The organism is Paenibacillus lemnae (assembly GCF_012933385.1).
Lineage (GTDB): Bacteria > Bacillota > Bacilli > Paenibacillales > Paenibacillaceae > Paenibacillus_AQ > Paenibacillus_AQ lemnae.
The window spans coordinates 105,508-119,517 of the sequence record NZ_JABBPN010000011.1; the positions used below are offsets into that span (position 1 = coordinate 105,508).

Annotated in this window: 11 protein-coding genes; all 11 read left to right on the top strand. The window is 55.0% G+C overall.

The window, feature by feature from the left end; genetic code table 11:
• The first annotated feature begins 80 nt into the window (after nt 1-80).
• Nucleotides 81-983, top strand: coding sequence for an ABC transporter permease (locus HII30_RS13025; RefSeq protein WP_169505479.1), 903 nt, complete (start codon nt 81-83; stop codon nt 981-983).
• Nucleotides 984-1,009: 26 nt separating this feature from the next.
• Nucleotides 1,010-1,885 (top strand): carbohydrate ABC transporter permease, encoded by an 876-nt coding sequence (locus HII30_RS13030; RefSeq protein ID WP_169505480.1) that lies wholly within the window; start codon nt 1,010-1,012, stop codon nt 1,883-1,885.
• A gap of 75 nt (nt 1,886-1,960) precedes the next feature.
• Nucleotides 1,961-3,709 carry a hypothetical protein gene (locus tag HII30_RS13035; RefSeq protein ID WP_169505481.1) on the top strand — a complete coding sequence of 583 codons (1,749 nt, stop codon included), beginning with the start codon at nt 1,961-1,963 and terminating at the stop codon, nt 3,707-3,709.
• 26 nt (nt 3,710-3,735) lie between these two features.
• Nucleotides 3,736-5,973, top strand: a complete 2,238-nt coding sequence (locus HII30_RS13040; protein ID WP_169505482.1) for a glycoside hydrolase family 88/105 protein — start codon at nt 3,736-3,738, stop codon at nt 5,971-5,973.
• Between the two features lie 117 nt (nt 5,974-6,090).
• The gene (gene iolD, locus HII30_RS13045; protein WP_169505483.1) at nt 6,091-7,956 is read left to right on the top strand and encodes a 3D-(3,5/4)-trihydroxycyclohexane-1,2-dione acylhydrolase (decyclizing); all 1,866 of its coding nucleotides are present in this window, start codon (nt 6,091-6,093) and stop codon (nt 7,954-7,956) included.
• Between the two features lie 23 nt (nt 7,957-7,979).
• Entirely contained in the window at nt 7,980-8,900 is a 921-nt protein-coding gene (gene iolE, locus HII30_RS13050) for a myo-inosose-2 dehydratase (protein WP_169505484.1), read from the top strand.
• An 86-nt stretch (nt 8,901-8,986) separates the two neighbouring features.
• Nucleotides 8,987-10,000, top strand: a complete 1,014-nt coding sequence (gene iolC / locus HII30_RS13055) for a 5-dehydro-2-deoxygluconokinase (RefSeq protein WP_169505485.1) — start codon at nt 8,987-8,989, stop codon at nt 9,998-10,000.
• Between the two features lie 59 nt (nt 10,001-10,059).
• Nucleotides 10,060-11,538: a CoA-acylating methylmalonate-semialdehyde dehydrogenase gene (locus HII30_RS13060; RefSeq protein WP_169505486.1), complete on the top strand. Its 1,479-nt coding sequence runs from the start codon at nt 10,060-10,062 to the stop codon at nt 11,536-11,538.
• 33 nt (nt 11,539-11,571) lie between these two features.
• Nucleotides 11,572-12,603, top strand: a complete 1,032-nt coding sequence (iolG, locus tag HII30_RS13065) for an inositol 2-dehydrogenase (protein WP_169505487.1) — start codon at nt 11,572-11,574, stop codon at nt 12,601-12,603.
• A gap of 127 nt (nt 12,604-12,730) precedes the next feature.
• The gene (locus tag HII30_RS13070) at nt 12,731-12,868 is read left to right on the top strand and encodes a hypothetical protein (protein ID WP_169505488.1); all 138 of its coding nucleotides are present in this window, start codon (nt 12,731-12,733) and stop codon (nt 12,866-12,868) included.
• A 323-nt stretch (nt 12,869-13,191) separates the two neighbouring features.
• On the top strand, nt 13,192-13,992 hold the full coding sequence (gene iolB / locus HII30_RS13075; RefSeq protein ID WP_169505489.1) for a 5-deoxy-glucuronate isomerase: 801 nt from the start codon (nt 13,192-13,194) through the stop codon (nt 13,990-13,992).
• Nucleotides 13,993-14,010 lie beyond the last annotated feature (18 nt).

Genomic DNA, 14,010 nt, shown 5'->3' on the forward strand with positions numbered 1-14,010 from the left:
TAACCGATCTGGACGGCTCGAATCAAAGAAGCCGTCCTTCGTTCCCGGCGGCATGCATGAGCAAGGAGAGGATGATACAGATGAGAGGAACCGTTTATCTGCGCCGGTATTGGCAATTATATGCACTGCTTGTTCTACCCTTAGCTTATTTCATCATTTTCAAGTACGGTCCAATGTGGGGCGTACAGATCGCTTTCAAAGATTTTAACTTCTTCCAAGGCATCGGTGGAAGTGAATGGATCGGACTTGAAGCTTTCCGGGAAGTTTTTCAGACTCAGGATTTTTACAGAACGCTTCGAAATACCTTGATGCTTAACTCTCTTGATCTCATAGTTTCTTTTCCAGCGCCGCTAATTCTCGCCATCATGCTGCATGAGCTAAGATTGGCATGGTTTAAGCGTCTGTCCCAAACAATTTTGTACATTCCCCATTTTATTTCATGGGTTATTATAGGCGGTATTGTCTACCAGGTTTTTGGAACACAATCCGGTATGATCAACAATGTATTGATGTCTCTCGGATTTGATTCGGTACCTTTCTTGACAGAGAAAAATTCCTGGCTCATCACCTATCTCGCTACAGGGGTATGGCAGAGTGCAGGTTGGGGTACGATCCTCTATCTGGCTGCTTTAACCGGGATCAACAAAGAACTGTATGAAGCAGCTGAAGTAGACGGAGCTGGTCGTTTCAAACGGATTTGGTTTATTACGCTTCCGGGCTTGAAAACAACAATTGTCACACTGCTCATTATCAGTCTCGGTAATATGATCGCGATCGGCTTTGAACGTCCGTTCGTTATCGGTAACAAGGCTGTTTTGGAATATGCTGACGTTCTCAGCACCTATGTATATCGGACAGGTTTGGAATCTGGACAGTATACGATGGCCACTGTGGTCGGTCTGTTCCAGGCAATCGTCGGTCTGGTGTTCATCCTGGGCGCCAACTATGCATCCAAAAAACTGACTGACGAGTCCATTATTTAAAGGGACTGCAGAAAGGAGAAATTTTTATGAGCGAGCGTGCGTCGAACCGTATCTTTGACACGGTGAACGTCATTCTGATAACAGCTTTCGTTTTTATCTGTCTGGCCCCCTTTATCCATATCATTGCAATTTCATTCAGCTCAACCAGGGCTGTAACATCCGGGGAAGTCACTCTCTTTCCAGTGGAATTCAGTCTGCAGGCTTATAAATCTGTATTATCGGATAACAGTATGATCCGTTCTCTCGGATTTACAATAATTCTGACTCTGCTTACAACAGTTATGTGTATGCTTATGACGATTGTCGCTGCTTACCCGCTGACCAAGAAAAAGTTGAAGGGCCGCAAATTCTTTATGTTTATCATCATTGTGACCATGTTCTTCAGCGGAGGGATTATTCCTGAATATATTCTGGTCAAAGATTTGAATCTATTGAACACGATCTGGGCACTGGTGCTGCCAGGACTGATCAGCCCGTTTTATCTCATCATCCTGATCTCTTTCTTTAACGGTATCCCGGAAAGTCTGGAGGAAGCTGCAGAGATTGACGGCACAAGCCAGATTGGAACGATGCTTCGGATTATCTTGCCGCTGTCCTTGCCGGTCATTGCGACACTAAGCTTATTCTATGCAGTCGGCCGTTGGAACGGCTTTCAGGATACCTTGTTGTACATTACGAGGGAAGATTTGTACCCGCTTCAGCTGAAGCTGTACCAGCTGGTACAAAACAACATGATTTCGGATTTGACGAGCAATGAGGGTCCTACAGCGGTAGTCAAATCGGCTACGGAAAGTTTGAAGGCGGCAAGTGTTATTTTTGCCACCGTACCGATTCTTATTGTATATCCTTGGCTGCAGCGCTACTTCGTAAGCGGTGTGATGCTGGGTGCCGTAAAAGGCTGATCACAAAGCTGATGGTTCACCTGTCTTTTTAGGCGGGTGAACTTCAGCCATTTCTTGTCATGGGGGAACGTACAAATGATGAACAGAGTTTTTGAAGTGAATGACAGCTGGGTTCAGGAGGGGATGGACCGCCAGATTCTGAAGCCGGAAGACCGGTATCATGGCGGTGTGCGTGCACTGGAAAATGGACTTCCGTCGCCCAATCACAACAGTGGTACACCAACGACGATGGCGATCTGGGCAGCGGCGCTCTGCAATCCGCAGTCGCCCCGTTATCGGGACCAGGAGCTTGCAGCCCGGTTTACCCTGGCCGCACGATATATGCTGCGTGCCCAGCATGAGGATGGCACGATATCGCCGGGATGGACAAATTTCCATTCCCCGCCGGATACGGCTTTTGTCGTGGTGGGTTACACGCAAACCTATCAGCTGATCCTGCAGGACGGATGGGATGAGCTTCAGCCTGCAGCGGCAGATATGCTGCTGTTCCTGGAGCGCACCCTGCCGGCCCTGGTAACCGGCGGCTGTCATACGCCAAATCACCGCTGGGTCATCTGTGCAGCACTTGGATTTTTGAACGAGGTGCTGGATGCGCCGCAGGCGCTGAAGCGGGCTGAAGAGTGGCTGGCGGAAGGTATGGATGCCACGGAAGACGGCGAGTGGACCGAGCGCAGCAACGGCATCTATAACGTTGTCAGCAATATCATGCTCATTCATGCAGCACGGCTGCTGAACCGGCCTAAGCTGCTGGAGCCTGTCCGTGCTAACCTCAAGATGATGTCCTACCTCGTTCACCCTGACGGGGAGATTGTGACGGAGTACTCCGGTCGTCAGGATTTTGGCCAGCGGGCTGATATGTCCGGGTATTTTCTGCCCTGCCTGATGATGGCGGACCTGGATAAAGACCCGGTGTTTCAAGGGATGGCACAGGAAGCCCTGTCTCTGCTGAAGCACCCTGGGGGCGCTCCGACAAATGCGGCGGTACGGCTGCTCCTGGATCACGGTTTACAGCAGCCGGGAACCGAAACCAAGCCCATGCCAGAGCATTACCGGGTTGTATTGAACGAGAAGTTCGCCAGAGCACGGTATTTATCGGGCATAGCCGGAGCCGGACATAACGGCGTAGTTCGCTACAGCCGCCTTCACACGGACTTTGGCGCACCGGTGGCCCGAATCCGGGATGGAGTCACCAGCGTGACGGTAAGTACAGAGATGTCTTCTTTTTTCTCTCTTCGCCATGGATCGGTACGGCTGCTGGGTGTTCAGTTCGCTTCCTATTTTGATCCCGGCTTTGTGAAGATGGGCAGCCTGGAGACTGTAGATCAAGGATACCGCCTGACCGGTGAACAGGAGAAGGGGTATCAGGGACCTGTGCCGGCAGCGGAACTGCCGCTCAGTGCGGGCGAAGCCGTCAGCCCTTGGTATCTGCTGCCGCATCACCGGCGTCCGCAGACCCATGTACAGAAACATACCGTGAGCGTTGACGTTCTGGAAACCGGAGACGGCTGGAAGCTGATGATCAAGTCATCGGAGCCGGAAGAAGTGGTATCACAGATTTCGCTGATTCTGCCTTCCGCCGGACAAATCACTGGCGGAGAGTTTGCACCGGCAGGTGTAGACAGCCAGTTCTGGAGCGGCGACGACATCCGGTACGAATATGAGGGAGACTGGATCGAGATCAGCGGCGGGGAGTTTCAGCATACGGCGGCAGGTGTACGGGAGGCCGTATATCCGGTCGGCTGCAGAACGCTGCTGCTGAATGTGGTGACACCGTTTGAGAAGGAGATCCATATCAGGCTTTCCCCGCCGAAATCAAAAGATTAGACCCATAACGAAGGGAGCCGTTCTTAATGACAAGCTATATCGAACCCCGGGAGAGCATCCGGTACTGGATGGGTGAAGACGATGCCGGGATGTTGAATACAGTGGCAGGCCGTTTCACAGGAGCCAATCCTGAAATTCCGTTTGCGCTGCGGTCTTTTGCACAAAGCGGCATTCTCCAGACCGAAGAAGGTTACTATAACTTTAATTTTAACGAGCGGTTCAGGGATGCGAAGCAGGGCGAAGCTGCCTATGCGCTCGGTCTCGTCTGGAGCGATGATGAACGCTCGATCGATGCCGGGATCATGCCATTCAGTCCGGTGCGGTTTTACCTGAACGAGCAGTTAATGTACCGCTCCGGTGCGGAAGACGAAATGAAGCCGGATGCAAAAATCGTGATTCCGATCCTGTTGAACAAGGGATGGAACACACTGATGATAGAAGCGCGCAGAACAGAAGGCGGCTTCGGCTGCTATTTCGGCGCTCAAGAAGGCAAGGTGCGTATTCTGCAGGTGCTGTCACCATTTGCAGACCGGCAGGAAGCTGCAGGCTGGGTATACACGGGACCGCTGGCAGCCGGAACGTTCGGGGACAGCGGCGTATTCCCGGATGCTGGAGCACGGGAAGAAGAGAGCGGCCTGTCCTGGCTGCCTGTAACCGGCTGGAGCCATGAAGCCGCAGCTAAACGTAATCTGGAACGGATATTCGGCATACCGGCAGACGGCTTGGCCGTCACGGGATATGCCTGGTCTCGCCTTGAAGTTCCATCCGGTGTGGAAACGGTGGAACTCACAGGACACACGGCAGGGCGTACGACCATCTGGATCGACGGTCATGCTGTGCTGGAAACGCAGGATGCAGGTGAGCTGCAATGTGAGCTGCCCGCCGCAGCCTGCCGGGGTGATCTGCTGGTAAGGTGTGACAGCGGGAGCGGGGCATCCAAATGGGGCTTCGAGCTTCAGGCGCACAGCGGAAGCACACAGCTGGAATTTGTGCTTCCGGTACCGGTACACGGAGCGCCGTCTCCCTGGCTGTATGCAGGACCGCTGTCTGCTGAAGTGCAGGAAGAACCGAAAGATGTGATGTCGGTTCGCAGACTTTTTGAGAGGGCAGACGGAGATGGCTTGTCCGGCTGGTCGCTGGATGCACCGGACCGGCGGGTACGGCCGTTCTATGAGAATGCAATGCTCAGCAACAAGTGGACTTCCGGTACTGCCACGAACTTTGGCCGCTGGGATTATCCGTTGGGGGTGACGATGTACGGTCTGCTTCAGACTTCGCGTGCATTGGGACGTAAGGATATTGCGGATTATGCCCGGGCGCATATCGATATCTGTACCGCATGGTATGCCTACTCGGTGTGGGATCGGGATACCTACGGTTTTCCATCCATCAACCACCAGCTCGTGCTGATCAAGATGCTGGATAACTGCGGCTCTTTCGGCTCTGCCATGCTGGAGGCGTACACAGAAAGCGGCAATCACGATTATTTAAAAGTGGCTGAGGTTATCGCTGACTTTATGATAAACCGCCTGGAACGGCGTGAGGATGGTGCTTTTTATAGGCTGTGTGTTGGTGAATATTCCGCAGATACGATGTGGGCGGATGATCTGTACATGAGCACACCGTTCTTGTCGCGTTACGCACTGATTACGGGTGACCATTCCTATCTGGACGAAGCGGCTCATCAATTTCTGCGGTACCGGGAGTATCTGTTTATGCCGGAGGAAGGCACGATGAGCCATGTGTACGACTTCAAGTACGGAAAGGCTACACGGGTTCCGTGGGGCCGCGGCAACGGATGGAGCCTGTTCTCCCTGTCGGAGCTGCTGGAGCGGCTTCCGGAAGATCATAAAGATCGTCCGGCACTGCTGTCATTCTTCCAGGAACTGTGCGCTGGTATTGCATCCTACCAAGGAGCATCAGGATTGTGGAGACAGGTAATTATTGACCCGGATGCCTATGAAGAAGCCTCATGTACGGCCATGTTTGCTTATGCTTTTGCGAGAGGCGTACGCTTTGGCTGGCTGGAAGATCCGGCTCCCTTCGCAGATGCGGCTCTCCGCGCATGGCAGGGACTGACGGGAGAAGCTATCGACCGACGCGGCAGTGTGCACGGCGTATGCAGCGGATCGCGATATTCCTTCACTGGTGACTACTACAAGTTTGACCTGCTGACCGTAGTGAATGACAACCATGGTACAGGCATTATGATGCTGGCCGGGGTGGAAATCATGAAATTAAAAGGGATGCTGGGCAGTCATTAAATCATACACATAGCAGTAGAGCGCTTAATCCTAGATGGATTCAGGCGCTTGCGTATTTAGGGTTAAGCGCTTAATTCATAGATAAAATGATACACAGTTAAAAAGGAGATGATCCGGTTGACGACCACAAGATTAACGATGGCTCAGGCGCTGCTAAAATTTTTGGATGCTCAATATATTTCTGTCGATGGGGTGGAAACGAAGTTCGTGCATGGCGTCATGGGGATATTCGGACATGGCAATGTGACCGGCCTCGGCGAAGCCCTGGAGCGCAGTGCAGGAGATCTGGTCTTTGTGCAGGGCAAAAATGAACAAGGCATGGTGCACGCCGCAGCTGCGTATGCCAAGCAGAAAAACCGCCGCCAGATCTGGGCCTGCACATCCTCCATCGGCCCGGGTGCGCTGAATATGGTGACAGCGGCAGCTACCGCAACTGTAAACCGGATTCCGGTGCTGCTGCTGCCTGGCGATAACTTCGCCTGCCGCCAGCCGGACCCGGTGCTGCAGCAGATTGAAGCGCCGTCCGACTATACCGTGTCGGCCGCAGATGCTTTCAAGCCGGTCAGCCGGTACTGGGACCGGATTTCCCGGCCGGAGCAGCTCATTACGGCCGCCAGGCAGGCGATGCGGGTGCTCACCGATCCGGCAGAGACGGGAGCGGTGACCCTGGCGCTGCCGCAGGATGTGCAGGCAGAGGCCTATGACTACCCTGACGCCTTGTTTGAGAAGACGGTGCATATCATCGACCGGCGCCCGCCGTCCGTGGAAGGCTTGAAGCGTGCAGCAGCGCGCATAACATCCAGCAAGCGGCCGCTCATTATTGCCGGCGGAGGCGTGCATTACAGTGATGCCACCGGTGAGCTGGCTGCCTTCGCGGAGGCCTTTGGTATTCCGGTAGCGGAAACACAGGCTGGTAAGAGTGTATTGCCCTGGAATCATCCGCTGAATTTAGGGGCGATGGGCGTGACCGGTTCACTGGCCGCGAACCGTATTGCTGCACAAGCCGATCTCATCATCGGCATTGGCACCCGCTATTCCGATTTCACCACTTCCTCCAAGTGGGCTTTTCAGCGGGAAGGCGTATCTTTTCTGAATCTGAATGTGAACGGTGCAGACAGCGCCAAGCTGGGCGGAGAAGCTTTCCTCGCCGATGCCAAAGAAGGGCTGTCTGCCCTGCATGCCAAGCTGTCGGAAGAAAATTACGTGTCCGGTTATGGAGACGGCGAGATAGCCGCATTGAAGGAAGAGTGGGACCGTGAGGTAGACCGTCTGTATGCGGCAGAGCATCCGGACGGACTGGCCCAGACGAGAGCGCTGGGCGTGATCAATGAGAGCATTGATCCGTCTTCAGTCATTGTGTGTGCCGCGGGAAGCCTGCCGGGCGACCTGCACCGTCTGTGGAGACCGGCGGAACCGAAAACCTATCATATGGAATACGGCTTCTCCTGCATGGGGTATGAAGTCAGCGGCGCCTTTGGCACAGCGCTTGCCGAACCAGAACGCGAAGTATACGCGATGGTAGGCGACGGCAGCTATCTGATGATGCATTCGGAAATGGTGACCAGTCTGCAGGAGAAACGAAAGATCACCATTTTGCTGTTCGACAACCACGGCTTCCAGTGCATTCATAATCTCCAGCGGGGCAACGGCAGTGACGGATTTGGCAACGAATTCCGCGTCCGTGAGGAAGGTACGGGCCGGCTGACCGGCGACTACCTGCCGATTGATTTTGCTGCCCATGCCCGGGCGCTTGGCGCCAAGGCGTACAAGGCCGGCACGCCGGAAGAGCTGCGTCAGGCGCTGGCGCAGGCACAGCAGGAGACGGTGACGACCCTGATCGAGATTCCGGTTGTGCCGGGGACCAATACCGACGGCTACGAATCCTGGTGGCGTGTAGAAGTGCCGGAGGTATCGACTTCTGCGAAGGTAACGGACGCCCAGCGCGAGATGGCGGCCCGGAGCAAGGAAGCAAAACCTTACTAAACCAAAGTAAAGGAGCGCTGTTTATGAACAACAGGCTGTTCAAGCTTGGCGTGCATCCCATTAACTGGGTGGGCGAGGATGTCCGGGAGCACGGTGATGAGACGACGTTTGAGATGATTGTGGACGATATTGCTTCTCTTGGATTGACCGGTACCGAGATGGGAAGGAAATTTCCGAAGGATCCGGCCAAGCTGAAGCAGGAACTGGATGCCCGCGGCATTCAGCTGGTTTCCCAGTGGAAGTCGGTGCTGTTCTCCGATCCGGATTACAGGCGGCAGGAGCTGGAAGATTACCGCCGCCATGCGGAGTTTCTGGCAGGGTTCGGCAGCAAGGTGATCAGTACGGCGGAGGTGGGCGGATCGCTGCATTTTGACCCCCGCCGGTCGCCCATGGAGAGCGTGGTACTCCGGCTCGATGATGATGGATGGGAAAGCCTGGCTGAGGGACTCAACCAGGCCGGGGAAATCGCTGCAAGCTATGGCATGAAGCTGGCATACCATCATCACGGAGGCACCGTTGTGGAGCAGCCGACAGAAATTGACCGGCTGATGTCCATGACAGATCCAGCGCTTGTGCACCTGCTGTATGACACAGGGCATGCCTACTATGGCGGAAGTGACCCGCTGGAGCTGCTCCGCAAGCATTATGAACGGATTGCCTATATCCACCTGAAGGATATCCGGCTGGATGTGCTGGAACTGGCACACCGGGACAGCTGTGATTTTGTGAGCTGTATCCGCCGGGGTGTGTTTACCGTACCGGGCGACGGCTGCATCGATTTTGCTCCGATCATGGCAGAGCTTGAGCAGCGGGGTTACAGCGGATGGGCGATGCTGGAAGGTGAGCAGGACCCTGCGCTGCATCCGGCAAGAGAGTATGCAGAGCGGGCGCTGGCGTATTTGAACAGTCTGGACACCACGGGTATTAAGTCACAGCAGGCGTGAACAAGAGCAGGCTGGAAGAAGCCTTATGAAGATGTGGATAGGTGAAATATGAAAATATTTTGGATTATAGAACAGGAGGTTTATGGATGAGCGAGGTTACGTTTAATGCTTCCAAGCCGCTGGATTTTATCGCGGTAGGGAGGCTGTGTATCGACCTGAATGCCAATGAGATCAACCGGCCGATGGAGGAGACGGTCACGTTTACCAAATATGTGGGCGGGTCCCCGGCCAATATCTGTATCGGCATGTCACGCCTGGGCCTTGCAACAGGGTTTGTGGGTAAGGTGGCGGACGATCAGATGGGGCGTTTTATTACGAAATATTTGGAGGACAACGGCATTGAAACCAAGGGTGTGACGACCGACCGGACGGGGGCTGTAACAGGCCTTGCGTTTACCGAGATCAAGAGTCCAACCGACTGCAGTATCCTGATGTATCGTGACAACGCCGCTGACCTGCTGCTGGAGACGGGTGAGGTCAATGAAGAGCTGATCTCTTCTGCCAAAATGGTGCTGATCTCCGGGACGGCACTTGCAGCCAGCCCATCGCGTGAAGCAGTGTTCCTGGCACTCGACTACGCTAAGCGGCATGGCGCGGTGATCGCGTTCGATCTGGACTATCGTCCATATACGTGGAAATCTCCGCAGGAAACAGCGACCTATTACAACCTAGCAGCTGAAAAATGCGATATTATCCTCGGCACACGCGAAGAATTCGACATGATGGAACAGTTCGGAGGCAATCCGGAGCGCGATGACAACATCACGGCGGCGAAGTGGTTTGATTATCAGGCGCGGATCGTCATTATCAAGCATGGCAAAGAGGGCTCGATCGCGTATACACGAGATGGAGCCAGCCATACAGCGCAAAGCTTTCCGGCCAAGGTGATTAAGACATTCGGGGCAGGGGATTCCTATGCAGCAGGATTCCTGTACGGTTTGATGCAGGGATGGAGTATCCAGCGCAGCATGGAGTTCGGCAGTGCGGCAGCGAGCATCGTAATTTCCAGCCACAGCTGTTCAGATGCGATGCCGACCAGTGATGACGTTCATGAGTATATTGAGCGCTGCAAGCGCGGTGAGATTACAGCGAATTCCTGAGAATGAGGCAGTATTCTATTTATTCATTCAGCGTTTATTTTGAAAGGGGCCAATCAGACATGACAAAGCAAACACAATCCGGGGCAGCGCAGGACGTGCAGACCCTCAGCAATTTTATCGGCGGACAGTTTATTCCATCCCAATCGGGGAAAACCGAGCCGGTCTACAATCCGGCCACGGAAGAGATTCTCGCGTATGTACCGCTCTCCAGCAAGGAAGAGGTAGATCATGCCGTACAAACCGCCGCGAAAGCGGGCCGGGCCTGGGGCAGAACGGCTGTACCGCGCCGGGCGCGTGTCCTGTTCAAATACCAGCAGCTGCTGGTTGAGCATTGGGAAGAGCTGGCCCGCCTGATTACGGCGGAGAACGGCAAGAGCTACGCTGAAGCATACGGCGAAGTGCAGCGCGGCATTGAATGTGTTGAGTTTGCAGCTGGTGCGCCTACCCTGATGATGGGCAAGCAGCTGCCGGACATCGCCACCAACCTGGAATCCGGCATGTACCGGTATCCGATCGGGGTTGTGGCAGGCATTACGCCGTTTAACTTCCCGATGATGGTACCGTGCTGGATGTTCCCGCTCGCCATTGCCTGCGGCAACGCCTTTGTGCTGAAGCCGTCCGAGCGCACGCCGCTTCTGGCTCAGCGGCTGGCGGAACTGTTCGCAGAAGCAGGACTGCCGGACGGTGTCCTGAACATTGTCCATGGCGCGCATGATGTGGTGAACGGCATTCTGGAGCATCCAGGCATTGCTGCCGTTTCCTTCGTCGGCTCCCAGCCGGTAGCAGAGTATGTGTACAAAACAGCTTCCTCTCACGGCAAGCGTGTGCAGGCCCTCGCCGGCGCGAAAAATCACAGCATCGTGATGCCGAGTGCGGATCTGGATGCATCTGTGAATCAGATTGTCAGTGCGGCCTTCGGCTCTGCCGGTGAGCGCTGCATGGCATGCTCTGTGGTCGTGGCGGTGGGTGATGTTGCTGAGCCACTGATGGCCAAGCTGAAGCAGGCTGCAGATGAAATCACCATGGGCAATGGCGCAGAAGAAGGCGTGTTCCTCGGCCCGGTGATTCGTCAGTCGCATAAGGAGCGCACACTCTCCTACATTGAAGCGGGCGAGCAGGAAGGCGCGAAACTGGTTCGTGACGGACGCGGCGATGAGGGAGTAGACGGTACGGGATATTTCGTCGGTCCGACGATTTTTGATGAAGTAACCAGTGAAATGAAAATCTGGAAGGATGAGATTTTTGCACCGGTGCTGTCTGTCATGCGTGCAGAAACACTGGAAGAAGCGATTGAGCTCTCGAACCGCTCGGAGTTCGCAAACGGCGCGTGCCTGTTCTCGCAGGATGGCAGCGATGTGCGCCAGTTCCGTGAGAATATCGATGCGGGTATGCTGGGTGTGAATCTGGGCGTTCCTGCACCGATGGCGTTCTTCCCGTTCTCCGGCTGGAAAAATTCCTTCTATGGGGATCTGCATGCGAACGGTACAGACGGTGTAGAGTTTTATACTCGTAAGAAAATGGTGACGGCGCGCTGGTAGCTGGCAGCCGCTTCAAGCAGAGGAGACATGGACATGAAAGCCATTAAAATCGGAATTATCGGTGCCGGCCGGATCGGCAAAATTCATGGGGATAATCTGCTGCGCATTCCGGGCGCAGACATTGCAGCCATCGGCGACTTGTTCGCCGGTGACGAGCTGCGGGCCTGGGCCGCAGAGCGCGGTATTCCTGTGGTGACGAATGACAGCAGCGAAATTATCGGAAATCCGGATATCGATGCGGTGTTTATCTGTTCCTCCACCGATACGCATGTGCCGCTGATTAAGGAAGCGGCGGCCAGCGGAAAGCATATTTTCTGCGAGAAGCCGGTGAGTATGAGTGTGGATCAGACACGTGAAGCTTTGGCTGCTGTTGAAGCTGCCGGTGTAAGTCTGCAGATCGGCTTCAACCGCCGGTTTGACCATAACTTCAGCCGGGTGCAGGAGATCGTGGCAGAAGGAAAGATCGGGGATCCGCATCTGATCAAGATCACCTCCCGTGACCCGAATCCGCCGCACCCGGATTACATTAAAGTGTCCGGCGGCCTGTTTATGGACATGGCGATCCATGATTTTGATATTGCGCGGTTTCTTACGGGCAGCGAAGTAGTGGAAGTGTACGCCCAGGGCGCGGTGCTGGTAGATCCCGCCATCGGCGAGCAGGGTGATATCGATACAGCGATCACCACACTGCGGTTTGCAAACGGAGCGCTTGGCGTGATCGATAACAGCCGCAAGGCCGTGTACGGTTATGATCAGCGTGTCGAGGTGTTCGGTTCCGGCGGCAACGTATCCGCCGACAACGATTACCCGAGTACCGCCGTCGTCAGCGGACCGGAAGGCGTAACGCGCGACAAGCCGCTGTACTTCTTCCTGGAACGCTACACCGAAGCGTACATCAACGAGACGCGGCAGTTCATCGAAAGTCTGCAGCACGGTACCCCGGTGCCGGTCAACGGACACGACGGCCTGCAGGCCGAGCTGATCGCGCTCGCCGCCAAGCGGTCCCTCGCTGAGGGGCGCCCCGTGAAGCTGGCCGAGCTGGCCAGCGGCATCTCGGTGAGCTAGAGCAGCGCCGCGTAAGTGGCTCAAGTGATGCGTGTGCACGTATGAAGCAAGAGTTGCGAGTGATGCAAGTGATGTGAAGTGCGCTAGTAAAGTAAGCGAGGCGCATGATGCGAGTGATATAAGTTACTTGGATGATGTAAGTGTTGCGGATGGCACGATTGGTGCAAGTGCGGCGGATGGTGCAATGGTGCGAATTACTGGCGCAAGAGATCCGGAGGGCGCGAGTGCCGCAAGTCGTGCTAACAGGTACCGATGGTGCGAATGACGCTAGTGATGCAAGTGGTGCGAAATGATGCAGATGGCGCCGATGGTACCGATGGTGCGAACGGGAAAGTTCAGGTAGTCAGTAACCTGCCGCTCCAGAGGGGGGCCAGCAATCTAACGGACACTGAGTCCGTTAGAGGCCTAAAACTAGCACATTTAGTAAGCTAACGGACATACAGTCCGTTAGCGGGTGTTTAAGAGTGATGAGCAACTGATCAAGTGCTGTGGCGGCTCAAACAGCACTACAGCACATAAGCACACAGCAACAATCTGATTAGCTGCTGGGCGAAAGCCCAGCAGCATTCCAACAAGGAGGAGATCAACATGCCAGATTTCATCGTACCTCCCACAGCGCCGGATCAGAATGGACGGGTGCTGTCCATCACGCCGGAGAGTGCGGGATGGGAGTATGTAGGGTTTGAGGTGTATCGTCTGAAAGAAGGACAGAAGCTGAGTCAGGTGACAGGTGATCAGGAAGCAGCACTGGTGCTGCTGTCCGGCCGCGCTGATGTGACGGCAGGGTCGCAGACCTGGAGCGACATTGGCCAGCGGATGAGTGTGTTTGAGAAAATACCGCCGTTTACCGTGTACGTTCCCTCGGAGCAATCGTATGAGGTTACTGCTTTGACCGAACTGGAGCTGGCCGTATGCCTCGCCCCCGGACAGGGCGGACACGAGGCACGCTTGATTGCACCGGAGCATGTCGGTGTGGAGCACCGCGGCAGCGGCAGCATGTCGCGCCTGGTGCACAATATTTTGCCGGAACAGGAACCGGCGGACAGCCTGCTGGTGGTGGAGGTGTTTACCGACAGCGGAAACTGGTCCAGCTACCCGCCTCACAAGCATGACCGTGACCAGCTGCCGGAAGAGTCTCTACTGGAAGAGACGTACTATTTCCGGGTGCAGCCGGAGCAGGGTTTTGCCATTCAGCGTGTATACACGGACGACCGCAGTATCGACGAAACGATGGCAGTGAAGAACGGTGAGGCGGTTATGGTACCGGAAGGTTATCACCCTGTTTCAGCACCGCCGGGCTATGATGTGTATTACCTCAATGTGATGGCAGGGCCCAAGCGGATCTGGAAGTTCCGCAACGACCCGGATCATGACTGGCTGATGCGTTAGAACCAGCGTCACGAAATT